The organism is Pseudonocardia sp. OZ21 (genome assembly GCF_059359135.1).
This window is the reverse complement of record NZ_JCADBN010000023.1, coordinates 73,152-98,868: the sequence shown is the minus strand read 5'-3', so window position 1 is coordinate 98,868 and position 25,717 is coordinate 73,152. Positions and strand designations below refer to the sequence as shown.

Annotated in this window: 20 protein-coding genes and 1 pseudogene; 16 read left to right on the top strand and 5 right to left on the bottom strand. The window is 69.1% G+C overall.

The features are described from left to right. Positions 1–729 precede the first annotated feature (729 nt). The 3 genes from AC5L35_RS34115 to AC5L35_RS34105 are packed head-to-tail and all read right to left on the bottom strand — an operon-like array spanning position 730 to position 3,309. Positions 730–2,076, bottom strand: a complete 1,347-nt coding sequence (locus AC5L35_RS34115; RefSeq protein ID WP_495063871.1) for a glycine cleavage T C-terminal barrel domain-containing protein — start codon at positions 2,074–2,076, stop codon at positions 730–732. Between the two features lie 49 nt (positions 2,077–2,125). Then, on the bottom strand, positions 2,126–2,542 hold the full coding sequence (locus AC5L35_RS34110; protein ID WP_495063870.1) for a cobalamin-dependent protein: 417 nt from the start codon (positions 2,540–2,542) through the stop codon (positions 2,126–2,128). Next, the gene (locus tag AC5L35_RS34105) at positions 2,539–3,309 is read right to left on the bottom strand and encodes an IclR family transcriptional regulator (RefSeq protein WP_495063869.1); all 771 of its coding nucleotides are present in this window, start codon (positions 3,307–3,309) and stop codon (positions 2,539–2,541) included. Before AC5L35_RS34105 ends, AC5L35_RS34110 begins: the two co-directional genes overlap by 4 nt. 340 nt (positions 3,310–3,649) lie before the next feature. On the opposite strand from AC5L35_RS34105, the gene AC5L35_RS34100 reads away from it, so the two are divergent. From AC5L35_RS34100 to AC5L35_RS34080, 5 genes are read left to right on the top strand one after another with little or no spacing between them, the layout of a single operon-like run. Next, positions 3,650–6,160: a GcvT family protein gene (locus AC5L35_RS34100; RefSeq protein WP_495063868.1), complete on the top strand. Its 2,511-nt coding sequence runs from the start codon at positions 3,650–3,652 to the stop codon at positions 6,158–6,160. A gap of 5 nt (positions 6,161–6,165) precedes the next feature. Continuing rightward, on the top strand, positions 6,166–6,936 hold the full coding sequence (locus AC5L35_RS34095; protein ID WP_495063867.1) for an electron transfer flavoprotein subunit beta/FixA family protein: 771 nt from the start codon (positions 6,166–6,168) through the stop codon (positions 6,934–6,936). Further along, entirely contained in the window at positions 6,933–7,907 is a 975-nt protein-coding gene (locus tag AC5L35_RS34090) for an electron transfer flavoprotein subunit alpha/FixB family protein (RefSeq protein ID WP_495063866.1), read from the top strand. The genes AC5L35_RS34095 and AC5L35_RS34090 overlap by 4 nt, the downstream gene beginning before the upstream one ends. Positions 7,908–7,937: 30 nt before the next feature. Next, on the top strand, positions 7,938–8,834 hold the full coding sequence (locus AC5L35_RS34085) for a methylenetetrahydrofolate reductase (RefSeq protein WP_495063865.1): 897 nt from the start codon (positions 7,938–7,940) through the stop codon (positions 8,832–8,834). Further along, the gene (locus AC5L35_RS34080; RefSeq protein WP_495063864.1) at positions 8,834–10,531 is read left to right on the top strand and encodes a formate--tetrahydrofolate ligase; all 1,698 of its coding nucleotides are present in this window, start codon (positions 8,834–8,836) and stop codon (positions 10,529–10,531) included. The genes AC5L35_RS34085 and AC5L35_RS34080 overlap by 1 nt, the downstream gene beginning before the upstream one ends. Positions 10,532–10,696: 165 nt before the next feature. Here AC5L35_RS34080 and AC5L35_RS34075 read toward each other — a convergent pair whose 3' ends face one another. Then, the gene (locus AC5L35_RS34075; protein ID WP_495063863.1) at positions 10,697–11,143 is read right to left on the bottom strand and encodes a hypothetical protein; all 447 of its coding nucleotides are present in this window, start codon (positions 11,141–11,143) and stop codon (positions 10,697–10,699) included. A 633-nt stretch (positions 11,144–11,776) separates the two neighbouring features. Here AC5L35_RS34075 and AC5L35_RS34070 point away from each other — a divergent pair. Further along, a complete protein-coding gene (locus tag AC5L35_RS34070) occupies positions 11,777–13,501 on the top strand; it encodes a BCCT family transporter (protein WP_495063862.1) in 1,725 nt (574 codons plus the stop codon). Between the two features lie 368 nt (positions 13,502–13,869). On the opposite strand, the gene AC5L35_RS34065 is transcribed toward AC5L35_RS34070, so the two are convergent. Then, on the bottom strand, positions 13,870–14,604 hold the full coding sequence (locus tag AC5L35_RS34065) for an IclR family transcriptional regulator (protein ID WP_495063875.1): 735 nt from the start codon (positions 14,602–14,604) through the stop codon (positions 13,870–13,872). A 568-nt stretch (positions 14,605–15,172) separates the two neighbouring features. Between AC5L35_RS34065 and glyA the strand changes: the two genes are divergently transcribed. From glyA to AC5L35_RS34015, 10 genes and pseudogenes are all read left to right on the top strand, one after another. Then, a complete protein-coding gene (glyA, locus tag AC5L35_RS34060; RefSeq protein ID WP_495063861.1) occupies positions 15,173–16,495 on the top strand; it encodes a serine hydroxymethyltransferase in 1,323 nt (440 codons plus the stop codon). After that, positions 16,492–16,665, top strand: coding sequence for a hypothetical protein (locus AC5L35_RS34055; protein WP_495063860.1), 174 nt, complete (start codon positions 16,492–16,494; stop codon positions 16,663–16,665). The genes glyA and AC5L35_RS34055 overlap by 4 nt, the downstream gene beginning before the upstream one ends. After that, a complete protein-coding gene (gene folP / locus AC5L35_RS34050) occupies positions 16,650–17,621 on the top strand; it encodes a dihydropteroate synthase (RefSeq protein ID WP_495063859.1) in 972 nt (323 codons plus the stop codon). The genes AC5L35_RS34055 and folP overlap by 16 nt, the downstream gene beginning before the upstream one ends. 42 nt (positions 17,622–17,663) lie before the next feature. Continuing rightward, a complete protein-coding gene (locus AC5L35_RS34045) occupies positions 17,664–19,037 on the top strand; it encodes an L-serine ammonia-lyase (RefSeq protein ID WP_495063858.1) in 1,374 nt (457 codons plus the stop codon). A gap of 1,076 nt (positions 19,038–20,113) precedes the next feature. After that, positions 20,114–21,145, top strand: coding sequence for a PAS domain-containing sensor histidine kinase (locus tag AC5L35_RS34040; RefSeq protein ID WP_495063857.1), 1,032 nt, complete (start codon positions 20,114–20,116; stop codon positions 21,143–21,145). 283 nt (positions 21,146–21,428) lie between these two features. Next, positions 21,429–21,785, top strand: a complete 357-nt coding sequence (locus tag AC5L35_RS34035) for a hypothetical protein (protein ID WP_495063856.1) — start codon at positions 21,429–21,431, stop codon at positions 21,783–21,785. 3 nt (positions 21,786–21,788) lie between these two features. After that, positions 21,789–22,736, top strand: a complete 948-nt coding sequence (locus AC5L35_RS34030) for a xanthine dehydrogenase family protein molybdopterin-binding subunit (RefSeq protein WP_495063855.1) — start codon at positions 21,789–21,791, stop codon at positions 22,734–22,736. A gap of 25 nt (positions 22,737–22,761) precedes the next feature. Then, entirely contained in the window at positions 22,762–23,337 is a 576-nt protein-coding gene (locus AC5L35_RS34025; RefSeq protein WP_495063854.1) for a hypothetical protein, read from the top strand. Beyond that, positions 23,291–23,709, top strand: a pseudogene (locus tag AC5L35_RS34020) (IS5 family transposase); the annotation flags it as partial. The gene AC5L35_RS34025 and the pseudogene AC5L35_RS34020, both read left to right, overlap by 47 nt. Before the next feature lie 1,281 nt (positions 23,710–24,990). After that, positions 24,991–25,608: a hypothetical protein gene (locus tag AC5L35_RS34015; RefSeq protein ID WP_495063853.1), complete on the top strand. Its 618-nt coding sequence runs from the start codon at positions 24,991–24,993 to the stop codon at positions 25,606–25,608. The last annotated feature ends 109 nt before the right edge of the window (positions 25,609–25,717 follow it).

Here is a 25,717-nt window from a genome sequence, read left to right as displayed (position 1 = left end):
CCATCGTGCACCCCTTGTCCTCGGGTGTGCACGATGTCGCGCGACAGGTGTGAACGATGTCCTGAACTCAGACACTGTCGTCCCGACGGCATGATGGGAGGTTCCCTTTCGTCGGGGGAGCCGCCCATCAGCATTTCTACCTGCTGAAACGGCTGTGTGGGCGATCTTGCGTCGCATGTTTGATGATCTGGGCGGCGGGCATCGCCGTCGTCGGTGCACGGTCGGCTGGAGCAAATCTGGAGCACGGCGTCGTCGACCGCGAAATGGGATCACGGTCTGCTCCAGGGTTGCGGTGCAGTTCGGCTCGGTTGGGTATCGGTCTGGGCCGGTTCAGGACCCCTGACGGTGCGGGGTGTTGCGGCCGCGACGGGGCGGATGGGGCGTGGTCAAGGGATCAGCCCTTTCCGGTCGGGCTGCGGGCCGGGCGGCTGGATTCCGCCGCGGCCGCGGTGGATCGGCTGAATGCGCTGGCCGGTGCCGATATGGCGCGGCCGGTAACGCGAGCTCGCGCACCCTCAGATCGCGCTCACCGCCGGCCAGCTGGAGGCGGCCGCGCAGTGGTGCCGCCAGGCCGGGCGGTGGGGGCGCGACCTGTGACGCCGAGCTGGACCCGATGATCCGAATCCTTCCCCCACGTTCGGATACGCGGTCGCGCTGAACGTCACCGAGCTGCGCAGGGAGGACGCGCGGGGTCGGTTTATAGGCCGCGCGCCGACTGCCGTCGGTGGCTCAGACTGCGGCGTCGAGGCCGTGCTTCTTCAGCAGTTCACGTTGGTTCGGGTTGAGCGAGGGCCGGAACGGCACCTCAACCACGGTGGCTTCGACAGGCACACCGGGAATTTCGGCGAACTGATCGGGCAGGCTGACCAATAGCTTGGTGTCGATCGTGGACAGTCTGACCGGCACGTAGCCGAGGGCGATGTTCGTCTCCAACTCGGGTGACCACCACGGCGAGGTCAGGAAGCCGACCGCCTCGCCGTCCGGGGTCTCGCGGATCAGCCAGAAGTCCGGGGCGTACTCGTCGATCGGTCTGCCGCCCAGCCGCAACCCAGCCATGACCAGCTGGAACGGCGGGTTGCCCGCCTCGATCTGCTGCCGGGCACGCTCCAGCGCTGCCTTGCCGATGTAGTCGGCCTCCTTCGTTCGCGGCACCTGGTAGCCGAGATTGACCTGGAACGGCAGGGTCTCGTTGTCCATGTCCTGGCCCCAGGACAGGATGCCCGCGGCCACCCGGCGGTGGTGGGCAGGCGCGATCACCTGCAGGTTGTGCGCCTTGCCGGCCTTCAGGACGGCGTTCCACATGTCCTCGGCGTGCAGCGTGGCGTCGCGCAGGTAGATCTCATAGCCCTTCTCCCCGGTGAACCCGGTCTGGGAGATGATCACCGGGTGGCCGGCCACGGTGGCTTCCATCAGCCCGTAGGAGGGCAAATCGGCCAGTTCGGGTCCGAACAGGTCGACCATCACATCTAGCGACTTGGGCCCTTGGATCTGCACCGGCGCCACGTCGATCTCGGCGATCCGCACGTCGAACCGCTTACCCACGTTCACGCCCTGCAGCCACAGCTGAAGATCCGAGTCGGACAAGCTGAACCAATACTCGTCTTCGGCGACCCGCAGCAGCACCGGGTCGTTGAGGATGCCGCCCGCCGCGTTGCACAGGATCACGTAACGGGCGCGCATCACCGGGATCCTGGTGGCGTCGCGGGTGATCACGAAGTTGACGAACGCCGCGGCGTCCGGGCCCTTGACCTGGATCTGTCGTTCGACCGCGACGTTCCACATGGTGACGTGGTTGACCAGAGCGTCGTACTCGACCATGGCCCCGCCGTCGTCGGGCTTGACGTAGCCGCGCGGGTGGTAGACCCGGTTGTACACCTCGGCCCGCCAGCAGCCCGCGGCCATGGACAGGTGCCAGTAGGGCGACTTGCGGATCCGGGTGGAGATCAGCAGTTCGACCGGGGTCGGGCCTGTCTGACGGAGGTTGATCGGGACCTTGCGGTCCGACTGGTCGACCGAAGGGTGGTTGGGATGCGCCAAAACGGCAGCATCCACAGCGAAGGCAGCGTCGTTCGACATCTCTGCGGCTCCATCACTCGTGCATCAGCGGATTTCCGCGGCGCGGAAGCTACTCCGATTCCGTAAAGTGCTCAATGGGTTCCACATCATGGAACCCGCCACATCCGATCGCGGCGTCGGCCGCGACCATGACAATCACCTGATCGCGCAGGCCCGCCTTCTGCAGCACGTCGATGTCGGCCTTGAACATCGGCATGAACGCGGAGAAGCCGACGATGTCGGGCTCGTGCTCGAGGATCTTCTCGACCACCTTCTCCGGCGATACCTGCACGGCGAGATCGATCACGAAAACCCCCGCGCTCAACGCGGCGCCGACCTGCTCCAGCGACGGGATCAGCGCGTCGAACAGCGTTGTCCCGGCGCCGGACCCGCGCCGAGGCCCTCGCGGGTCGGTTCGAGCACGCGGGGGGCGCGTTGCCGACCAGGCTCTCGTCAGAGAGCTCCGCACGATGTCGTCGCGGTTCACGCCACGCCTTCCTTCCGGCCGGGTTGATGGCCCAGCAACGCCGACAGGCCGCGGAGCTCAGCCACCAGCAGATCGCCGAGCTTGGTGATGCCGTAGTCGTTGACGCGGCTCGTGGGCCCGGAGACCGATACGGCCGCGACGACGGTGCCGTCGACGGCGCGCACCGGGGCGCCGACCGCAGCCAGGCCGAGCTCCAGTTCGTCGAGCGAGGCCGCCCAGCCGCGGCGACGCACCTCGACCAGGGCGTGGTCGAACTGACCGCGGTCGACCGGCGAGTGTGGTGTGCGGCGCTCCAGGTTGCCCTCCGGGAGTTGCAGCGCGCCGTGGGCGTAGAGCACCTTGCCCAGCGCCGTGCAGTGCGCGGGCACGTCGACGCCGACCCAGCTCGTGGCCCCGATCAGGTACCGGCTTTCGACCTGGTCGATCTGCACGACCTGCTTGCCGCGGGGCACCGCGAGGTTCACCGTCTCCCGGGAGAGCTCGGACAGGCGTTCCATGGTTGGCCGTGCGAGCTCGGAGAGATCGTGCAGCGCGTTGGGCCGGGCGGCGTGCACCAAGAACAGCGCGCCCGGCCGGAACGCCCCGGCCCGGTCGCGATGCACCAACCGGCTGCGCTCGAGGGCCTGCAACAGCCGCGAGGTGGTGGACTTCGCCAACCCGAGCTCATCGACCAGTGAGCTGAAGGTGCGGGGCGCTGCGGACTCCACGATGAGGCTGAGCAGAGCGCTCGCGCGCTCGACGGCCTGGCTTCCCAGCTGCGTCGACATTGATCCACCCCAATGTTCCATAACATGGAACCAGTGTTCCGTTGGTTGAGGTTAGGGTGACGCTGGTCGAGGACCACGTCAAGAGGGGAGGAGCGCGCGCATGTTCCGCACAGTCATGGCCGGCCGCCGAACCTCGACGGGGGCAGCGGCGGCTGGTCCGGGAGATCGGCGTGTGGTTCGGCGCGGCGCGCGACGCCGGGGCTGTTCGGGCAGCCAGGGCAGAAGGTCGGGGACGACGCGGTCCGGTGCGGTAGCCGGTTCGTCCTAGGCCTCGATCAAGACGAGGACGTCACACGGGCCGCCACGCGTTGGCGTCCCGGCACACGGGAGGGAGAGGTGCATGGTCAGCACCCCGGCCGGTGCACGGGTGGTGGTGATCGGCGCAGGCATCGTCGGCAACAGCCTGGTGCACCATCTCGCGCGGCTCGGCTGGCGGGACATCGTCCAGATCGACAAGGGCCCGCTGCCCAACCCGGGCGGTTCCACAGGCCACGCTTCGAACTTCATCTTCCCCGTCGACCACTCCCGTGAGCTGGCCGACCTCACGCTCGACTCGATGCGCCAATACAAGGAGCTGGGCGTGTTCACCGAGTCCGGTGGCTACGAGGTCGCCCGCACCGAGGAGCGGATGGAGGAGCTGCGTCGGCGCATGTCGTCGGCGCGGGCGTGGGGGATCGAGACCGAGCTGGTGACACCGGACCACGTCGTGGCGCGCATCCCGTTCCTGGACAAGGACCGGATCCTCGGCGCCTTGTGGACGCCGTCGGTCGGCGTGGTCGACTCGCTGCGGGCGGGCACGCTGATGCGTGAGTCCGCGATGGCGCTGGGCGCGCTCACGGTCGTCTCGACCGTCGAGGTGCTCGGCATGGATGTGGAGCAGGGGCGCATCTGGCGGGTGCGTACGACGGGCGGCGACATCGAGGCAGAGACCGTGGTGATCGCCTGTGGGGTGTGGAGCCCGAAGCTCGCGCGGATGGCGGGCGCGGCGATCCCGCTCACCCCCGCCGTGCACCAGATGATCTCGGTGGGGCCGATCCCGCAGCTGGCCGAGCGTCCGGGCGAGATCTCGTTCCCGATCGTCCGGGATATGGACACGTTCTGCTACGAGCGCCAGCACGGTGCCGACATGGAGGTCGGCTCCTACGCCCACCGACCGATACTGCACGACCCGCAGGACATCCCGTCCATCGAGCAGGCGAGGCTCTCCCCGACCGAGCTGCCGTTCACGGCCGACGACTTCGACCCGCAGCTGGAGCGAGCGCTCGAGCTGATGCCGGACGCGCTGGGCGCCGAGGGCGCCGAGATCCGTTACGCCATCAACGGCCTGCTCTCGCTGACCCCCGACGGCGCCCCGATTCTCGGTGAGACGCCGGAGGTCAAGGGTCTCTGGTCGGCTGCGGCGGTGTGGATCAAGGAAGGCCCCGGCGTCGGGCGCGCGGTCGCGGAGTGGATGACCCACGGGCACTCCGAGATCGACGTGCACCACTCGGACATCGCGCGCTTCTATCCGCACCAGCGCACCCGCGCGCACGTGCGCTCGCGGACGAACGAGAGCTTCAACAAGACCTACGGCATCGTGCACCCGTCCGAGCAGTGGGCGCACGAGCGCGGCAAGCGGCTGGCCCCGATGCACGCCGCCGAGCGCGAGGCGGGCGCGGTGTTCTTCGAGACCGTCGGCTGGGAACGGCCGATGTGGTACGCGTCCAACGAGGCCGTGCTCGGCGAGTACGGCGACGCCGTCATGCCGAGAGAGCACGAGTGGGACTCGCGCTGGTGGTCGCCGATCATCAACGCCGAGCACCTCGCGATGCGCGAGCGCGCCGGGGTGGTGGACCTGTCAGCCTTTGCCATCTTCGACGTCGTCGGGCCCGCCGCCGCCCAGGCGGTGCAGGGGACGGTCGTGGCCCAGGCCGACGTGGCAGAGGGCCGCGTGATCTACACCCCGGTGCTCGACGCGAAGGGCGGGTTCCGGTCGGATCTCACGGTGATGCGTCTCGCGCACGACCGCTACCGCGTGGTCACCGGCGGCCTCCACGGCATGGCCGACATGAAGTGGTTCGTCGATCATCTTCCACCCGGCGCCCAGGTGGTGGACCAGACCTCGGCGTTCACCACGATCGGGCTCTGGGGCCCGAAGGCCCGTGACATCCTCGGCCGCCTCACCGACGACGACATCAGCCACACCGGCTTCCCGTTCCTCACCTGCCGGGGCATCGAGCTCGGCAGCCTCGGGGTGCTCGCCTCGCGGATCTCGTACGTCGGCGAGCTGGGCTGGGAGCTCTACGTCCCGATGGAGCAGGGCGCGCGGGTGTGGAACCTCCTGCACGAGGTGGGGAGGTCCGACGGGGTCGTCCCGGTCGGCATCGGCGTCTACGGCACCACAGGCCGGCTCGAGAAGGGGTACCGGGCCTTCGGGTTCGAGCTCGACGGCGAGCGGACGATCGTCGAGGCGGGGACGGCCCGGCCGAAGGTCAAGAACGCGGACTTCGTCGGGCGTGAGCCCTACCTCGCGCAGCGGGCCGCCGAGCCGGCGGCGGTGCTGTGCACGCTCACCGTGGACGACCACACCTCCGCGGGCGGCGGCAGGCGGTACATGCTCGGCGGCGAGCCGATCCTCACCCGCGACGGCGGCGTACTCATCGACGGCCACGGCCACCACCCGTATGTCACCTCGGCCGGATCGGCCCCGTCTCTGGGTAAGCACCTGCTGATGGCCTACCTGCCGCCGGACCAGGCCGTGGTGGGCAACGCGCTCGCCGTCTCCTACATGGAGGAGCTCTACCCGGTGACCGTCCGGGCGAACGACGCCACGCCGCTGTTCGACCCGGCAAACGAGCGGATCAAGGGCTGACCGTCATGACGAACGTGCTGGTCTGCATCAAACGGGTGCCCGACACCGCGGGCGAGGTGCTGCTGACGGCCGACGAGCAGGCCGTCGACGCCCGGTTCGTCGGGTTCACCGTCAGTGCTCACGAGAACTGCGCCGTCGAGCTGGCGGTGCGGGTCGCCTCGGCAGGCGGCGGCACCGCGACCGTGCTGTCGCTGGGGAGCGACGCGGCCGTCGAGCAACTGCGATCGGCGCTCGGCGTCGGCTGCTCGGCGGCGGTGTTGATCGAAACCGACCCGGTCGGGTTCGGGCCCGCGGACGTGTCCCGGGAGATCGCGGCGGTCGTCAACGCGCACGCCGCGGAGGGCCACACCTACGACCTGATCCTGCTCGGCAACGACGCCGCCGACACCGGCGACTTCCAGGTCGGCATCCGGCTCGCCTACGAGCTGGGCCGACCGGTGGTCAACGGCGTGCGGACGGTCGAGGTCGGCGACGGCGTCGCGACCGCGCGCGGCGACGGCATCGACGGTGTGGAGACCTCCGTGGTCCCCCTGCCTGCGGTCGTCACGGTGCTGGAGGGTGGCGTCGAGCCGCGCTACCCGACGATCACCGGCCGAATGAAGGCGAAGAAGACGACCATCGAGACCGTATCGCCGCGGGGTGCGCCGCGCGGCTCCGGGCGCGTGCGGCTCACATTGCCGCCCGCCCAGCCGAGCAGCGTCGAGGTGCTCGGCGAAGGGTCGGGCGCGGCGCCCGCCGTGGTCGACCTGCTGCAGCGCCTGGGGGTGACCCGATGATCCTCGTGTTCGTGGAGACCGACGCGGACGGCGCGACCGAGGTGTCGCTGGAGACTGTCACGTTCGCGCGCGCCCTCGCTGCAGGGGCAGGTGGGCCGGTGGGCGCCGTCGTCGTCGGCGCGCGACCGGAGAAGCTCGTCGACCAGCTCGGCGCGTACGGAGTGAGCGAGGTGCACCACGTCATCGGCGACGCCTTCTCGGCCTACGCCGGGGCGGCCTGGGCCGCGGCCGTGCAGGCCGTCACCTCGGCCACGGGCGCAGACGCCGTGCTCGCGGCAGGCACTCCGCGCGGCATGGAGGTGCTGGCCCATGTGGCCGCCCGGCTCGGTGTGGCGATGGCGGCCAACGTCGTCGGCGTCAGCGCAACGGCGCCCATGCAGGTCACCCGGCAGGTGCTCGGTGGCGCCGTGCTCGAGGAGATGCTTCTGTCCGAGCAGCCCGCGGTGCTCACCGTCGCCGGGCACGCCGTCGAGGCGGCAGAAGCCGCCGAACCCGGCCCCGCCACGCTGCGCGAGAACTACCTCGAGGTGGCCGCGGCCGACCTGCTGGCGCGGGTCGTGGCGACCGAGTCCGCCGAGCCGGACAAGTCGGGGGCGCTGACCTCGGCCCGCGTCGTCGTGGGCGCCGGGCGCGGCGCCGGTGGCGCGGGCGGGTTCGACGGCGTGATCGAGCTGGCGGAGCTGCTCGACGGCGCGCTCGGCGTCTCCCGGGTGGTGACCAGCCTGGGCTGGCGCCCCCACCACGAGCAGATCGGGCAGACGGGCAGCCGGATCTCTCCTGAGCTCTACATCCCGTGCGGGATCAGCGGCGCCATCCAGCACTGGGCGGGCTGCTCGAGCTCCAAGACCATCCTGTCGATCAACACGGACGAGAACGCGCCCATGGTCACCAAGGCGACTTACGTCGTCATCGGCGACATGGCCGAGGTCGTGCCCGCGATCAACGCCGAGATCCGGCGACGGCGCGGCTGACCGGGCGAAACAGGCCTTGGGGAGGATGCGATGACCACACCCTCGGAGACGGCCGTCAATGCGGCGCTGCGCGGGTTGCTGCACCCGTTCAGCGTGGAGATCACGCCACGGGAGGCGTCGAAGTTGCCGCCGCTGTCGGACGTCCTGGACCCGGGCACGGCCGTATACCTCACGTTCCTGCCGCGCAACCGGTGGCAGCAGACGGTGGCGGCCGCCCGCTGGGTGGCGGACGCCGGGATGCGGCCTGTGCCGCACCTCGCGGCCCGTGCGGTGCCCGACGACGACTCCCTGCGCCGCATGTTGGCCGACCTCGCCGTCGTCGGTGTCGCGGACCTGCTGGTCGTCGCCGGCGGGGTGGACCCCGTCGGGGAGTTCCACGAGTCGGCCCAGATCCTCGACTCGGGATGCCTGGAGGAGGCCGGGATCCGCCGCATCGGCGTCGCGGGCCACCCCGAGGGGCACCCGGACGTCGCCGACGACGAGCTGGCACGCGCGTTGGCCACCAAGAACAGGATCGCGCGCGAGCGCGGGCTCGACGTCCATCTGGTCACCCAGTTCTGCTTCGCCCCGGAGCCGATCATCGCGTGGGAACGGCGGATCCGCGAGGCGGGCAACGAGCTTCCCATCCGCGTCGGCCTGCCCGGGCTCGCCTCGCCGACCAACCTGCTGCGGTTCGGCCTGTCCTGCGGGGTGGGCCCCTCACTGAAGGTGCTGCGCCAACAGACCGGCGGTCTCTTCAAGCTCGCCACCACATCGGCCTACCACCCCGACAAGACCCTGCTGGACGTGGCGGCCGCCGTGGCCGCCGATCCCGGAAGCCTCATCCATGCCGTGCACTTCTTCCCGTTCGGGTCGCTGGTCCCGACCGCAGAGTGGGCGACGGGCCTGCGCACCCGCCACACCCCGAGATCGAGCAGGAGCGCCTGATGTCCTTCCCACCCGACCTCCGGATCGCCCGATCTGCGTTGCTCAAGCCGCTCGGTGACATCGCCGATGGGATGGGCATCGGGCCACACCTGCTCGAGGCGTACGGCGAGAACGTCGCCAAGATCAAGCTCAAGGCGATCGCCGAGCTGGCCGACCGGCCGCGGGCCAAGTACGTCGTGGTCTCCGCGGTGACACCGACGCCGCTGGGTGAGGGGAAGACCACCACGACCGTCGGGCTCGGCCAGGCAATGGCGCACATCGGTCGACGGGCCACCGTGGCCATCCGCCAGCCGTCGATGGGTCCGACGTTCGGGATCAAGGGCGGGGCCGCGGGCGGTGGCTACAGCCAGGTTGTGCCCATGGAGATCCTCAACCTGCACCTCACCGGCGACTTCCACGCAGTGACCGCGGCGCACAACCTGCTCACGGCGATCCTGGACAACCACCTCTACCAGGGCAACGATGCCGGTCTCGACCATCACAACATCACCTGGCGCCGGGTGCTCGACGTCAACGACCGCGCGCTGCGCAACGTGATCGTCGGACTGGGCAGCCGCATGGATGGCATCCCCCGGCAGACCGCGTTCGACATCACCGCGGCCAGCGAGGTGATGGCGATCTTCGCACTCGCGTCGTCGCTGCAGGAGATGCGGACGCGCTTCGGCCGGATCGTCGTCGGCTACACCGAGGACGGCAAGCCGGTGACGGCGGAGGACATCGGCGGCGCGGGCGCGATGACGGTGATCATGCGCGATGCGTTGAAGCCCAACCTCATGCAGACCCTCGAGAACACTCCCGTGCTCGTGCACGCGGGCCCGTTCGGCAATATCGCGCACGGCAACTCTTCGGTGGTCGCCGACCTCATCGGGATCCACGGGGGTGACTTCCTCGTCACCGAGGCAGGCTTCGGCGCCGACATGGGTGCCGAGCGGTTCTTCAACATCAAGTGCCGGGCGTCGGGCCTCACCCCGGACGCCGCCGTCGTCGTCGCGACCGTCCGCGCGCTCAAGGCGCACTCCGGGCATCACAAGATCATCGCAGGCAGGCCGCTGCCCGAGGGCCTGCTTATCGAGAACCCGGACGAGGTGCACATCGGCGGGGCCAACCTGCGCAAGCAGATCGAGAACATCAGGCTGCACGGGGTATCGCCGGTGGTGGCGATCAACGCGTTCCCGGACGACCACCCGTCCGAGCACGCGGCAATTGCGGAGATCGCGGCGGAGATGGGCGCGCGGGTCGCCGTGTGCACCCACTTCGCCGAGGGCGGGCGCGGGGCGCGGGAGCTCGCCGAGGCGGTGGCCGAGGCCGCGGACGAGCCGTCGGACTTCCGGTTCCTCTACCCGGACTCGGCGTCGCTCACGGAGAAGATCGAGACGATCGCCACGAAGGTCTACGGCGCCGACGGCGTCGACTACCACCCCGCCGCAGCCCGCCAGCTTGCTGTCTACGAGCACAACGGATTCGGCGACCTCCCGGTCTGCATCGCCAAAACGCACCTCTCGCTGTCCTCCGACGCGTCGCTCAAAGGGGCGCCCACCGCCTGGCGCCTGCCGGTGCGCGAGGTGCGCGCCTCGGTCGGCGCAGGCTTCATCTACCCGATCTGCGGCGACATGCGCACGATGCCCGGCCTCGGCGCGCACCCGAACGCCCACCAGATCGACATCGACGCCGAGGGCAACATCGTCAACCTCTCCTGACCCGATTCCGCGAGTAGCCGGTCGTCGATCAGTCGCTGCTGCCGAGGCGTCTTGGCCGAGGAGGATCAACGACTCGGACACCGGCACACGAGTTCTGAATGCCAGGCACAAGTCGTCCCGATCGGGCTTACCCGCGGCCGTTCGTCGGTCGGGCCACCGCGGGTTTCACGTCGTGGAACCTGCGACAGCGATGTCGGTGGCATACTGACACTCCCGCACAAGGACGTGGCGGATGATGATCAGCGTCTTCATGCCTTGCTCTTTGCTGCACGGCACGTCGTACAAGCCGAAGGACACCTCTCCGGTGAGGCGCCCTGTGGCTGGGGGGCGGGTATTGACCTGCGCTGTGATGAGTTGCGCGAGGCGCTGTCCAACATCATCTCGGCGGGCCACGGGGGTGGCGTCGCGCGGTCCGCCACCGCCTGAATCCTGGCAGCAGGCCCATGAGCAGGCTGCGAAGTTCGAGGACCGCCGCGATTCACGCTCCTGCAGCCGGCGCTCTTCCAGGACGTTGGCCGGGTGGCGGTGCTGCCCGAGTTCGCGCAGGCCCACGCGGCAGATGATGACTAATCTGCCGAAACTGCCGTCGTTCAGCGCCGACGGAGTCGTCATTGCTACCGGTGGCGTACCGCGCCGGCTGCCGGCCGCCGACGGGCTGCTGGGCGTGCACGCCTTGCGCACCGTGGAGCATGCGGACGTTCTCCGTGCCGAGCTGACCGATGGTGCCGAGCACGTGGCCCCCGCCACCGGGGCCGGCTTCATCGGACGGAGGTCGCGGCCACCTGCCGATCGCTGGGTCTCAAGGCAGCGATCGTCGTTTCTCCCTCGACAGTGGCCCGTGGGACGTCGACCTCAACATGTGGATCGTCGGCGACGCCAACGAGGGGATCGTCATCGACGCCGCGCACGACGTCGAGAAGATCGCGCTCGGGGTCGGCGGACACCGGTGATTGGGATGGCGTACGTACGAGCACGGCTACCACGTGAATCCGGCGGCCAGCGCGGAGGTGCCGCACCCGGTGAAGGGGATTGCGCCGGGGGCACTGACATGTATGCCGTCTGCCTTCACCTGTCCAGCTGCAATCGGCGTTACCGGCACACTCCAATGCAGTTTTGTGCTGACGACCGCCAGCGGCCCGGTTCGCTTCCGAGGACGACGCCAGATTCCCCGTGCAGCGCGAGACGAAGCTCACTTCAGCCCACGACCCGACCGTCCGACCTGTACGTCGCGAGGAGGCTGCTGTCATGGTTTTACCCCACCACCACGAGCACGCCGACGCTGGGGTTCCGCCACCGTTCGAGCCACCGTCGCTCGCCGCCTCGGCTGAGGAGCATTACCCAGTCGACCGAGTGATCTTCAGTGTGGCCGCCGTGCTCGTCATCGCGTTCATCGCCTGGGGCACGCTCCGCACCGAGTCGCTGAGCAGGGTCGCGAGCACCGTGCTCGGCGGGTTGATGACCGGTTGCGGCTGGGCCTTCGTGCTCGCCGCAAGCGGCTTTGTCGTGTTCGCGCTGTGGCTGGCGTTCAGCAAGTACGGCCGGATCCCGCTGGGCCGCGAGAACGAGCCGCCGGAATTTCGCACCGTCTCCTGGATCGCGATGATGTTCAGCGCCGGGATGGGGATCGGCCTGATGTTCTACGGCGTCGGCGAGCCCCTGGCGCACTTCGTCTCGCCCCCGCCCGGGACGGCGCAGCCCGGAACACCGGAGGCGCTGGATGTCGCGATGGCGACCACGCTGTTCCACTGGACGGTGCACCCGTGGGCGATCTATGCCGTCGTCGGCCTGGCTATCGCCTACAGCACCTTCCGACGCGGGCGCTGCCAGCTGATCAGCTCCGCGTTTGCGCCGCTGTTCGGCCGGCGGGGCTCCAGCGGCGCGTTCGGGCGCGCCGTCGACATCCTGGCGATCTTCGCGACGTTGTTCGGCTCAGCCGCCTCGCTCGGGCTCGGGGCGCTGCAGATCGGCGGCGGCCTGGTGGCGGGCGGGTTCATGGCCTCGGTCGGCACCGGGCTGCTCGTCGCGATCATCGTGGTGCTGACTATCGCCTTCTTGGCCTCCGCCGTCACCGGGGTGGCCAAAGGCATCCAATGGCTTTCGAACATCAACATGGTGCTGGCCGCGGTGCTCACGATCGTCGTGTTCGTAGGCGGACCGACCGTGTTCATCCTCAACCTCCTACCCACGATGATCGGAGACTACTTCGGCAACCTTGCCCAGATGGCCGCCCGCACCGCGGCGACCGGCGGTGACGCCACAGCCGAATGGCTATCCGGCTGGACGGTCTTCTACTGGGCCTGGTGGATCTCGTGGACGCCGTTCGTGGGCATGTTCATCGCGCGCATCAGCCGCGGCCGCACGATCCGCCAGTTCGTCGCGGGCGTCGTTCTCATCCCGAGCACGGTGAGCCTGCTCTGGTTCGCGGTCTTCGGCGGCGCGGCGATCGCCGCCCAGCGAGGCGGCATCGACCTCGCGTCGCAGTCCATCGAGGGCCAACTCTTCGGGCTACTCGACACCCTGCCCCTCGGCGGTCTGCTCGGCATCGTCGCCATGACACTGGTTGCGATTTTCTTCGTGTCGGGCGCCGACGCGGCATCCGTAGTCATGGGCACGCTGTCGCAGGGCGGCACCATCCATCCCTCGCGCGGCATCGTCGTGTTCTGGGGCGCCGTGCTCGGCGCCATCGCGACGATCATGCTGCTGGTCGGCGGGAACGACGCGTTGTCCGGCATTCAGAACATCACCATCATCATGGCGGCACCGTTCGTGATCGTCATGGTCCTGATGTGCGTGGCATTGACGAAGGACCTGCGCAACGACCCACTGATGCGCCGGACGCACCGCTGCACCACCGCCGTCGAGCAGGCCGTCGAGTTCGGCACGCAGAACTACGGCGACCGCTTCTACCTCCCAGTCAAACCGCACCCGGATGGGGCGTCCGCTTCCAGATCCAGGGACGGCGCGAAGTAACCGGCGGGTCCAGCGCAGGAGAACGACCCGACAGCCGTGTTGCGCGTCGACCTGGCCGACAGGGGCGGGTAAGCAAGGCGCGCGGGCCCGACGAAGTACGCACACGCACTTGACCGACACGGCCGACTGGTGATGCTCCGTCACTGGGGTTGCCGTGCGCGTGGCTCGTCGTGCTGGGCCTGTCCCGGGTTCCGGGCCGCGGCCCGTCGTCGCGCTGGGTCCTTCGGTGTGGTCCCGAGCGTGGACGACCCGGCGCGCAACGAGCCGGTGATACGGCTCAACCGGGCGTCGTGCCCGTGACGGGTGCACGAGGTGGCCGCCGTCAGCGGCATCGAACGCTTGGGCCGCTACTGCGACTGCAAAGGCCCCTACCCGAAGTGACCGAGCCGGGCGCTTATTTCCCTGGCGCCCTCGACGAGGTGTACAGCCACGGCGGGAAAGGACTCGGCTATGAGCCGGTAGGCGGGCCCGGACACTCCGACCGCAGCAACCACCTCCCCGGTCCCGCCGCGGATCGGGGCGGCGATGGCGTTGAGGCCGATCTCGAGCTCCTCGGCCGTGGAGGCCCAACCCTGCTCACGCACTTTCGCCAGCTCCGCCTTCAGTGATGTCGGCTTCGTAACGGTGTGCGAGGTGTAGCGATGCAGCTGAGAAGCCAGAATCTTCTTCAGGGTCACAGCGTCCGTGCAGGCCAGGAGCACCTTACCGCTCGCGGTCGCGTGTAGCGGAGTGCGCTGCCCGAGCCAGTTGCGACCGGTGATCGCCGACGGCGCGTACTCCTGCAGGATGCTCGTCGCCTCGCCGCTATCGAGGATCGCGACGTCGACCGCCTCGCCCAGTTCCGTGGCCAGGCGCCGGCACACGGACCGACTCTCGGTCGGCAACTCCAGTTGTGCGGCCGTCGCCGCCGCCAGCCGGAGGACGCCACGTCCGAGGCGGTACCTGCCCCGCTCGCCGTCCTGTTCGACGAGGCTTCCGTTCTCGAGCGCGGCGATCACTCGGAAAGCCGTCGACTTGTGCACGCCGAGCTCGGCGGCCACCTCGGTGACCCTCGCACCCCCCCGCTGCGCGAGCAGATGCAAGACCGCGATAGCCCGATCCACCGACTGGACCTGCGACGGCCCGGACTCGCTGCCACTGCTCACGGCACTGTTCGCCACCTTCCGGGTCGAATACCCAGCCACAGCGACCGAGCACGAGCCTTGACACGGCCCCAGCACAAACATACCATCGCGTTGCGCTGATCGCGATTGGTTGCATAATGTGGAACACCGCACCGTCGACGGAGCCTCTCTCGCCGCGCTACGGCCAAGGCGTCTCGTCGCATCGACACCCATCGAATCCACCGGGTTGCGAGCAGAACTTCGCCACCGCCGAGCGGTGCCAGCTCGCGGCCAACTCGAGGGCGTACGCCACCGGCGGGGTGTTGGTGCCCGGCGAGCACCACGGTGGGTCACCAGCAGCTCGATCCACGTCGGACACGCGTAGTGGACCGACGCCCCGATGAAGGTTCTGCCGGCCGGCGCCGGCCGGGCCCGCCGCATCGACCGCCCCCAGCGAGCCCTGCTGCTCACCCGCTGGTAGCCCGAGGTGACCACCGGATCGGGTCACGGGCGCGAACAAGATCCGGATCGCGAAACTCCCGAGAAGGGACGGGTGAGAGTCATGGCCGTGCAGACGACCGAGCTACGCGGCGGGGCTGACCCGGTGTTGAGCCGGGGCCTTGCCGAGACAGATCCTGAGGTGCACACGGCGATCTCGGCAGAGCTGGCGCGCCAGGAGTCAGGCCTGGAGATGATCGCGAGCGAGAACTTCGCTCCGCTCGCCGTCATGCAGGCCCAAGGTTCGGTCCTGACCAACAAGTACGCCGAGGGCTACCCGGGGCGTCGCTACTACGGCGGCTGCGAACACATCGACGTCATCGAGCAGCTGGCGATCGACCGCCTCAAGGCGTTGTTCGGTGCCGACTACGCGAACGTGCAGCCGCACTCGGGTGCTCAGGCGAACGCTGCCACCATGGCCGCGCTCCTACACCCCGGCGACACCATCCTCGGCCTCGACCTCGCGCACGGCGGTCACCTCACGCACGGCATGCGATTGAACTTCTCGGGCCAGCTGTACCGGGCCGCGGCGTATCACGTCCGGGAGGACGACCACCTCGTGGACATGGACGAGGTGGGACGACTGGCCCGCGAACAGCGGCCCAGGGTGATCATCGCAGGGTGGTCGGCTTATCCGCGCCACCTCGACTTCGCCGCCTTCCGCCGGATAGCCGATGAGGTCGGCGCCTATCTGATGGTGGACATGGCGCACTTCGCCGGGCTCATTGCCGCAGGTCTGCACCCGTCGCCGCTGCCCTATGCCCACGTCGTCACCTCCACCACGCACAAGACGCTCGGCGGGCCGCGCGGAGGGGTCATCCTGGCCACGGAGTGTGAGCCGGATCTGCGCAAGAAGCTCAATTCGAATGTCTTCCCAGGGCAGCAGGGCGGCCCCCTCGAGCACGTGATCGCTGCCAAGGCCGTGGCGTTCAAGCTCGCCGCGGGTGACGCGTTCCGCGACCGTCAGTTGCGGACGATCGAGGGCGCCAGGCTGCTCGCCGACCGCCTGCTCGCTCAGGACTCTCGTGCGGCCGGCATCGGCGTGGTCAGCGGCGGGACCGACGTGCACCTGGTCCTGGTCGACCTGCGGGCCTCGGAGCTTGACGGCAAGCAGGCCGAGGACCGCCTGGAGCGGGTGGGCATCACCGTCAACCGCAACGCCGTGCCCTTCGACCCCCGGCCGCCGATGGTCAGTTCCGGTGTCCGGATCGGGACACCGGCGCTCGCCGCGCGGGGCCTCGATGCGCCCGCGTTCGCGATGGTCGCCGACATCGTCGCCGAGGCGCTACGTCCGTCGACCGGCGAGCGCGCGCTCGATGCGTTGCGCGACCGCGTAGCGGCGGTGGCGGCCGCCCACCCCCTCTACCCGATGCTGAAGGAGACCTGGCGATGACGTCGGTCGACAGTGACCCGGTCCGGCCCTTCTCGATCTACCTCGGGATTTACTACCTCCACCACGTCGGCCCCGACTACGTCTCCTGCTCACCGTTCCGCATCCCCTCGCCCGCCTCGAAGCCAGGCGCGGCGGCAGAAAGCGATGAACACCGATGGCCGGACAGGTGATCGGCAGCGCGGGCCGCACGGAGCTGGGGCTGCGCGGCAACCAGTCCGAGCGTGTGGACCGCGACGGACGCGGCCGGCTGCCCCTGCCGGCTACCGGGCCCCCCTCGACCCGCGCTGCGGCGTCCACTCCGGCGGCTGCGGTGCTCGCCTCGTCGCGCGCTCTCGTGTGCGGGATTCTCAACGTCACCCCCGATTCCTTCTACGACGGCGGCCGCTACACCGATCAAGCCGCAGCGGTGGAGCACGGCCGCCGAATCGCGGCCGAGGGAGCTGACCTGATCGATGTCGGAGGCGAGTCGACCCGACCGGGTGCCCGGCCGCCGACCGTCGAGGACGAACTGGCCCGTGTGGTTCCGGTCATCGAGTCGCTGTCCCGGTCCGTCGCTGTCCCGCTGTCGGTGGATACGTCCCGGCCGGAGGTGATGCGGGAAGCGGCACGGGCTGGAGCAACCATGATCAACGACGTGCGGGCACTGCGTCTGCCCGGCGCCCTCGCGGCGGCCGCTGAGCTCGATTTACCTGTCTGCCTGATGCACATGCTGGGTGAGCCGGACCGCATGCAGTACCACCCCGTATACGACGATGTCGTCGCCGATGTCCAACAGTTCCTCGCCGAGCGGCTACGGGCCTGCGAGCGCGTCGGCATGGAGCGCGGGCAACTCGTGGTAGATCCCGGATTCGGGTTCGGCAAGACCCTCGATCACAATCTGCGGCTCCTCAGGGAGCTGCACGAACTGGTGGAACTCGGCGTCCGCGTCATGGTCGGACTGTCCCGCAAGGGAATGATCGGTGCAGTCACCGGGCGTCCCGTGGAAGAACGGTCGACCGGTTCGGTGGCAGCCGCCATGATCGCCGCCCAGCGCGGCGCGAGCGTCTTCCGCGTCCACGACGTCGCCGCCACCCGCGACGTGCTGGCGGTGCTGGCCGCCGTCGAGCACCACGAGGAACCACCGTAGTCCGCTCCGGGCACCAACCTGGCTCCTTCGGGGAAGGCAGACATGACCATCAGCGCATTCGACCTGTACAAGGTCGGCATCGGGCCATCAAGCTCCCACACGGTCGGACCGATGCGGGCCGCGCACTCGTTCGTCACTCGCCTGGAATCCGACGGCCTGCTCGCCCACACCGCTCGGGTTCGGGCGGAGATGTTCGGCTCGCTTGGTGCCACCGGGCATGGGCATGGAACCGTGAAGGCCGTTGTGCTCGGCCTCGAAGGCGAGCAACCGGACTGCATCGACCCCACGGCCGCCGAGCCGCGGGTCGCGGTCGTGCGCGCCAACGGAGCACTGCGGTTGGGCGGAAAGCACAACATCGCCTTCGCCGTCGGCGCCGACGTCGTCCTGCACCGGCGCAAGCGGCTCCCATTCCACACCAACGGAATGCTTTTTGCCGCAATGGACGGTGACGGGCGGACGCTCCTGGAACGCGAGTACTACTCGGTCGGTGGTGGGTTTGTTCTCGACCAGGACGAGGCGGGCCGTCCCGTCATCGTTGAGAAGTCGACGCCCGTACGATACCCGTTCACCACCGCTGGGCAGCTTCTGCAGCGCGCGCGGGAGACCGGGCTGAGCATCAGCGAGATCATGCTGGCCAACGAGGTGTCGTGGCGCAGCGAGGATGATGTCCGATCGGGGCTGCTGGATATCTGGTCGGTGATGCAGGAGTGCGTGGAGCGCGGCACCCAGGCGACCGGGGTGCTGCCGGGCGGGCTGCGGGTCCGGCGCCGGGCGGCCACCCTGCGGGGGAACCTGGAAGCCTGCGGCGACGAGCACGACCCGCTGCGGGCGATGGACTGGGTCACCCTCTACGCGCTGGCCGTGAACGAGGAGAACGCGTCCGGTGGCCGCGTGGTCACCGCGCCCACAAACGGAGCCGCTGGCATCGTTCCCGCCGTCCTGCACTACTACCGCGACTTCGTGGGCTCCTACTCCGAAGACGGCGTGGTCCGCTTTCTGCTCACCGCTGCGGCGGTCGCGCTGCTGTTCAAGGAAAACGCCTCGATCTCCGGTGCCGAGGTCGGCTGCCAGGGTGAGGTGGGCTCAGCCTGCTCGATGGCCGCCGGAGGGCTCGCCGAGGTTCTCGGAGGCACTCCGCAGCAGGTCGAGAACGCCGCCGAGATCGGTATCGAGCACAACCTGGGACTCACCTGCGACCCCGTCGGCGGCCTCGTGCAGATCCCCTGCATAGAGCGAAACGCCATTGCATCTATCAAGGCAATCACCGCTGCTCGATTAGCCGTACGCGGTGACGGCAGTCACTACGTCTCCCTGGACAAGGCGATAAAGACAATGCGTGAGACGGGGGCTGACATGAAGGACAAGTACAAGGAGACGGCCCGGGGCGGCCTCGCTCTCAACGTCGTCGAGTGCTGAGGAACTCGGCGCGAAGGCCACGTTCGGAACTGTTGGTCGGGTGCTCGAACCGCTTGTCAAAGCGTCCGGGCGGAGGCTGGACGCAGTTGAGCGAACCACTCGGGACTGGAGACTGTTTCCGCGACCGGTCGTGGCTTCGAGGAAAGTCGGGGACCAGCGGGGACTGCACGTTGTCCGCGAACCTGCGCGTGCGGAGCCGACGCGAGCGTCTTGCGTCCAGATGAGCGCCTGTGACGTGCACGGATAGTGGGCCGCACGTACTGGGGGTCAAGGGGTCGCAGGTTCAAATCCTGTCGTCCCGACGGCATGATGGGCGGTTCCCTTTCGTCGGGGGAGCCGCCCATCAGCATTTCTACCTGCGGAAAGGCTGCGCTGACGGGATCGCCCGTCGCCTCGGGCTGAAGCCGGGTGGCGCTTTGTTCTCGATCATGGTTTCTTGCTCAATGACTATGTGAGTGACTGTCGGGCTCGTTGTGGGGGAACAGGGCGTCCATCGCGGTGGTGCCCTCGTCGAGCACGGCCTGCAGCTGATGGCGGTAGACCCGCTCGGTGACCGCGGTGCCGCTGTGCCCGACCAGGCGGGAGATGTCCTCGATCCGGACCCTCGACGCCGAGCGCGAAGACCCGCCGATACCGCGATGAGCCCGGCAGGCTGGCTGTCGGTGAGGGAGCTTCGCCAGCTGCGGGCACCCGGCCGAGCAGAACGCCCGGCCGCAACTGCTCGGTCTGTACGACGAAGGTCGTGTCAGCCCGTGGCGCGCCCGTCGACCGGCAGGTCGATGAACCTGCTGTCAATGAACCCGCTGCCGAGCGGGGTGGCTTCGAGTTTTGTCGACGGCGAGCTTCACATCGACTGTCAGATGGACCCGCGGGCGGTCCTTTGGCTCTGAAGCTCTCGTGCGGCTGGGGGACGCGCAGCAGTCCGGCGGCGGCACCTGTCGTGCACGACGCTACCTGCGGGCAGCCCAGTCCGTCGATCACGAGGTCGACATGTCAGATCAGCATGGAGTTCATCGACTCTCGAACAGTGTCAGCCAGGTAGACGTCGCGGGTGTGAGCAGGCGAGGATGTCCGGTGTGGCCGCGTTCGTGGGCTGGCACTGGGACGCCGACACCCTCGTCAGAGCTGTCGCGTCGGTCGCGGACGCCCTGTACGTGGTCGATGGGGCAGGACGCATCCTCTTCCTGAATCCTGCTGCTCTGAAGCTCCTCGGCTACGCCGACGAGCGGGAGCTGCTCGGCCGGGTCAGCCACGACACGGTGCACTATCTCCGCCCGGACGGCTCTCCGTTTCCTGTCGCGGAGTGCCCGCTGCTGCGTCCCCGTCTCACCGGAGAGGCGGTGCACATCGAGCGGGACACGGTGGTGCGCAAGGACGGGACGCAGGTCGTCGTCTCGTACTCGTCCGCACCGATCGACCTCGCGGACGGACGCGGGGCGGTTGTCGCATTCCACGATGTCTCGGAGCGGCTGCGGCTCGGTGAGGTCGAGGCCTCCCGCGCGCGGATCGCGAAGGCCGCGGACGACGCTCGCCGCAAGATCGAACGCGATCTCCACGACGGAGTCCAGCAGCGGCTGGTCTCCCTCGCGCTGCACCTGCGCGGCACCGTGCAGGCCGCGGTGCCGGCGGAGGCGGGCGAGCTGCACGCCCAGCTCGACGAGGTGGCCGACGAGCTCGACGACATGCTCGACGAGGTGCGCGAGGTAGCCCGCGGCATCCATCCCGCCGTCCTCACCAACGGCGGCGTCCGCCCGGCGCTGAGGGCGCTGGCCCGACGGTCTGCCGTACCTGTCCACCTGGACGTCCCGTCGGCTGATCGGCTGCCCGAACCGATCGAGACCGCTGCCTACTACGTGGTCTCCGAGGCGCTGACCAACATCGCGAAGCACGCCAACGCCTCCGCCGCCGGCGTGGAGGTCGCCGCCCGCGACGGCGTGTTGTGGATCCGGATATGTGACGATGGACGGGGCGGCGCGGGCTTCGGCCACGGGTCCGGCCTGGTCGGGCTCAAGGACCGGGTCGAGGCGCTCGGTGGCTGGATCTCGCTGGACAGTCCGAGCGGCGAAGGCACGATGGTGCAGGTCGCACTGCCCCTCGAGTCCCCGTGACGGCCTACGAGAGCGGTAGCGCAGGGTCTCCACGACGGCCGGAAGCATCTTGACGTCCAGCGGGACCGCGACCTGCCTGGATCACAGCCAAGCAGGGTGTCGCGGCTGCGGCCTGTTGCCAACGGCTGGGCAGCAACCAGGTCTTGCGTTGCGCCCCGCCCGGCAGCACGACGACGCGGAGCAACCGGCCGAGAAGCCCTCGACGGCCTCGTGCCGGTAGTCGCGCAGCGCCACCCGCATCGGCAACTGCATCGTCTGGCCGCGGGCAATGGGGTGCAGCCGATTGACGCTCACTTCGAACGGGGTGCGATGCTCCCGGGCGCGTTTCCGTCCGAGCCAGTTCGTGCGCTTTGGCCGCAGTCACACGGAGGCGCGGACGCTGGCGCCCGCCATGGGTGGGCAAGTGCGGCCGCCGTATCTGCGTCTCCTCGACAGTGCGCCTGGCCCGGCCTGTCGAAATCCGACGGTCGCGGCCGGCCGGATCGTCGAGATCGACACCGTCGCCGCGGAGGCGGCGCCGGGCGTGCTCAAGGTGTTCACCCACCTGAATGTGCCGCGGCTGGAGCGGGGACCGCTGACCCTGCTCGGGGCGTCGCCGCTTGCCCCGATCCAGGACGATCGCATTCTGCATCACGGCTAGCACGTGGCACTCGTCGTCGCGGAGACCCGTGAGCAGGCCGCCGCGGCGGCGCGCCTGGTCAGCGTCGAGTACGCGTCCACGGAACCGGTGTTGGATCTGGACGATCCGCGGGCAGTCACCGACGACAACCCGTGGGGCCAGGACAGCGGACGGGGCGACGTCGAGGCCGGGATGGCCGCCGCGGATGCGACGGTCGAGGCCGTCTACACGACGCCGGACAACACGAACAACCCGCTCGGCCTGTTCGCCACCCTGGCCGAGTGGGACGGCGACCGGCTCACCGTGCACGACGCGACGCAGTGGCCGTCGATGGTGCGAGAGACCCTCGCGCTGATCTTCGACGTACCGGAGGCGTCGGTGCGGGTGCTCAGCCCGTTCCTGGGCGGCGGGTTCGGGGCCGGCCTGCGGGCCTGGCCACACGTCATCCTGACCGTGCACGCGGCGCGGGACCTTGGTCGGCCGGTCAAGCTGGTGCTGACCCGCCCGCAGATGTTCACCTCGATCGGGCATCGACCCAAGGGGGTGCAGCGGGTACGGCTCGGCGCCACCGCCGACGGCCGCCTCCTGGCGCTCGAACACCGCAGCCGGTCGCTGCTCGGCGCCGAGGACGACGACTACGAACCGTGCGCGGCAGGCTCGGCCACCGCCTACGCGTGTCCCAACGTGATCACCAGGGACCAGCAGGTGCGGGCGAACGTCCCGCCCCCCGTCTCGATGCGGGCACCTGCCGAGGCGCAGGGCAACTTCGCACTGGAATCGGCGCTGGACGAGCTGGCGTACGCGCTGCGCATGGATCCGGTGGACCTGCGACTGCGTAACTACGCCGAGGTGCATCCGGCGCTGGGCCTGCCGTGGTCGAGCAAGGCGCTGCGCGAGTGCTACACGGTCGGCGCCGAACGGTTCGGGTGGTCCCGGCGCACACCCGAGCCCCGGTCGATGCGCGACGCGTGAGAGCCGCGGGCTCGCGGGCCATTCGATGGGCGGCTACGGGACGATCCGCATCGGCATGAAGCGCCCCGACGTGTTCAGCGCGGTCTACGCCCTCAGTTCCTGCTGCCTGAACGAAGGGACCATCCGCCCGCCGGGCAGCGGTGTGACCCCCCTGGCTGAGGCGATCAGGAGTCCTGAAGAGGCGAAGGGTAATCGTGACGTGATGGGCACGCTGGCCCGGGCCGCCGCTTGGGCCCGAATCCGGCAAATCCGCCGTTCTTCTTCGACCTGCCGACGAAGAACGGCGAGGTGCAACCGGACATCGCCGAGAAGTGGGCGGCGAACTCGCCGGTTGTCATGCTCGACCAGTACGTCGGGAACCTCAAGAAGTACAAGGCGATCGCGCTCGACATCGGACTGCAGGACAGCCTGCTCGCCGGCAACCAGGTCTTCGTCGACCGCCTCACCAGGTTCGACGTGTCGCACACGTTCGAGACCTACGAGGGCGACCACAACAGCGGGGTCCCGCAGCGCCTCGAGGAGAAGGTCCTACCGTTCTTCTCCCGGCAACTGGCGTTCAGCCCGTAGCCGTGCCGCTCGCAGTCGGGCACCGGTGGCGTGATCACCGGCAGGTGATCAACGCGATCCTGTGGAAACTCCGCACCGGCGCACCCTGGCGGGACCTACCCGAACGCTACGGCCCCTGGAAAACCGCCCATGAGCGGCTGCGGATCTGGACCGCGGACGGCACCTGGCAACGCATCCTCGACGACGTGATCGTCAAGGACGACTCCGTCGGGAACGTCGAGTGGACCTTCAGCATCGACTCCAGCAACGTCCGGGCCCACCAGCACTCCGCCGGGGCCCGGAAAGAGGGGCTGCACCACCGAATGGGCAGAAGCCCTCGCCGTCGTCGGAGAAACCCTCGGACGATCCCTCGGCGGACCTGACCAGCAAAATCCACCTCGCCGTCGACGGGCGCGGGCTGCCGATGCCAACCCTCCGCATCCGGTGACGTTCTGGGCGCATCCGGACTGAGGGTTATCTCCTGCGCACGCAGGCCGGACGATCGGGAGACGGCCGGTGCGAGGTCTGGAGTGCGATCTCGAAGGTGTCCGGCGAGCAGTCGATTCATACGGTCCGGTCAGCGCTGATCGATCGGGCAATGTGACCCAGCAGCATCACCGAGGGAGCCCGCTTCTGCGGTGCGCACTTACGGGAGCAGAGCGACACACCCCTATCCGGGATCATCCCCCGCGCCCGCGGTGGCGCACCTGATCGTCACCAACTGGGACTCGATCGTCGCGGGACCACCCCCGCGTTCGCGGGACGCACGGAGCCGAGCACGCCGGACATGTCCGCGGTGTGGAAAGCCCTTCGACGTGGAGCTGCGCGGGGGCGACGGCTCGATGCGGTCTTGGTGGGTCATGATCCAGCTGGTGACCTCGCGGACCGTCGGTGGTTCGAGCCGGGCGGCGCGGCATGTCCTTTCCCATTGCGGAACCGCCGGCAAATACGAGGTCGACTTGCGCGGGGGACAGGGAATCCAGACCGGTGGCCACAGCTCACAGCTCACAGCTCCTTGATCAGGAATGACGAAGAAGGTAGCGGGGGACCGCTACGCATTTGTCATCGGGCCGGCTGTATAGGTCGGGGAGAAACCGACCAGCGCGAGCATCAGCACTCGGTCGCCGTCGCGGCGATGTCACCCGCGTCGGCGTCCCGCGCACCCCGGGCTGCGCGGCCGACGAAATACGCCCGAGCAGCCCACCGATCGAGCAACCGAGCGCGGTAGCAAGTCCCGATCCCCAAGGCCCGATCCGCCCCTCGGGCGTCCGGTGGACCGGGTGACCGGGGGGCGGCGGTGTCGAGCACCAGCCGGCGGACGGCTCCTCCGAACCAGGCGCCGGCGACTCTGCCGGCGTCGCCTCGCGTGCGCACACGTGGTGGGACGGGACTGCGGTGGGCCGGGAGCCGTGGACTCGTCCTGGTACGGGTGGTCAGGACGGCGGCGGATCCGCTGCCGGAGATTCGCCCCCCGATCAACGGGCATGCTGCTGGGCGCCACGCGCCGCCGGTGCGCTCCCCATGTCGACCACGGCTCCGCTGCAACGACAGGTCCGCTGTGCCCCGCGTCGCGCCGGACACGGCGTCCAGCACGTCCCCGGTGACACCCGGCGAGGCACGTGTGTGCCTGTCGGGTCACGTCCCTTGCCGAGCGGCTGAGCGCAGGACGATCGTGGCGCACGGGGGCCAGTTCGGGAAGGGAGATCGGATGTATGCGCGGGTCAACTTCATCTTCGGTGCGGCGGAGCGGGTCGACGCCAGGATCGCTCACATCGAGGATGCCGAACGGGGCATTGTCGAGGTGGCCGGCGGAAACTGGGGGCTGACGACACTGGTGAACCGGGAGGACGGGGTCATCGTCGCCATCTCCTACTGGGACGAGCCCCTGCAGTCCTCGGGCGCCGTGTTGACCACAGCACGGGAGAGAATCGCCGCTGCGGCCGACGATGACATGGTCGTCGAGCGCTACGAGGTCATGATCGCCGAGCGGCTGTCGGTGCCGATGGCAGGAGCCGCGGCCCGGCTGACGCGGTTTCAGATCGAGCCGGCCAGGCTCGCAGACGGCATCGAGTTCTTCCAGATCGAGGCGATGCCGTCAGTGCGGAACGTCCCCGGCCTCTCCAGCGCCGAGTTGCTCGTCGACCCCAGCTCGGGCAATATCGTGTTCATGACCACATGGCGCGACGAGGACAGCGCGGCGCGCATGGAGAAACTTCTCGACCACTTGCGGGACGAGGCGCTGGAGCGGTCCGCAGCCAAGTCCTGGCGCACAAAGGCCTACATCGTGGTCCGGGCCGCCGTGCAACGTGACTGGCCCAGCCACTGAGCTGTGCGCGCGGGTCGATCTACCGGAGCAGCGACCCCGACCGCCCTTCAGGCCGACGTCTCCCATCAGCACCTCACCGTAGTGCCCATGAGTGTTGTTGATCGCGTGC

Coding starts and splice junctions, on each gene's coding strand:
- AC5L35_RS34115 (WP_495063871.1), bottom strand. CDS start 2,076: ATGTCGAACGACGCTGCCTTCGCTGTGGATGCTGCCGTTTTGGCGCAT.
- AC5L35_RS34105 (WP_495063869.1), bottom strand. CDS start 3,309: ATGTCGACGCAGCTGGGAAGCCAGGCCGTCGAGCGCGCGAGCGCTCTG.
- AC5L35_RS34100 (WP_495063868.1), top strand. CDS start 3,650: ATGGTCAGCACCCCGGCCGGTGCACGGGTGGTGGTGATCGGCGCAGGC.
- AC5L35_RS34095 (WP_495063867.1), top strand. CDS start 6,166: ATGACGAACGTGCTGGTCTGCATCAAACGGGTGCCCGACACCGCGGGC.
- AC5L35_RS34090 (WP_495063866.1), top strand. CDS start 6,933: ATGATCCTCGTGTTCGTGGAGACCGACGCGGACGGCGCGACCGAGGTG.
- AC5L35_RS34085 (WP_495063865.1), top strand. CDS start 7,938: ATGACCACACCCTCGGAGACGGCCGTCAATGCGGCGCTGCGCGGGTTG.
- AC5L35_RS34080 (WP_495063864.1), top strand. CDS start 8,834: ATGTCCTTCCCACCCGACCTCCGGATCGCCCGATCTGCGTTGCTCAAG.
- AC5L35_RS34075 (WP_495063863.1), bottom strand. CDS start 11,143: ATGACGACTCCGTCGGCGCTGAACGACGGCAGTTTCGGCAGATTAGTC.
- AC5L35_RS34070 (WP_495063862.1), top strand. CDS start 11,777: ATGGTTTTACCCCACCACCACGAGCACGCCGACGCTGGGGTTCCGCCA.
- AC5L35_RS34055 (WP_495063860.1), top strand. CDS start 16,492: ATGACGTCGGTCGACAGTGACCCGGTCCGGCCCTTCTCGATCTACCTC.
- folP (WP_495063859.1), top strand. CDS start 16,650: ATGGCCGGACAGGTGATCGGCAGCGCGGGCCGCACGGAGCTGGGGCTG.
- AC5L35_RS34045 (WP_495063858.1), top strand. CDS start 17,664: ATGACCATCAGCGCATTCGACCTGTACAAGGTCGGCATCGGGCCATCA.
- AC5L35_RS34025 (WP_495063854.1), top strand. CDS start 22,762: ATGGGCGGCTACGGGACGATCCGCATCGGCATGAAGCGCCCCGACGTG.
- AC5L35_RS34015 (WP_495063853.1), top strand. CDS start 24,991: ATGTATGCGCGGGTCAACTTCATCTTCGGTGCGGCGGAGCGGGTCGAC.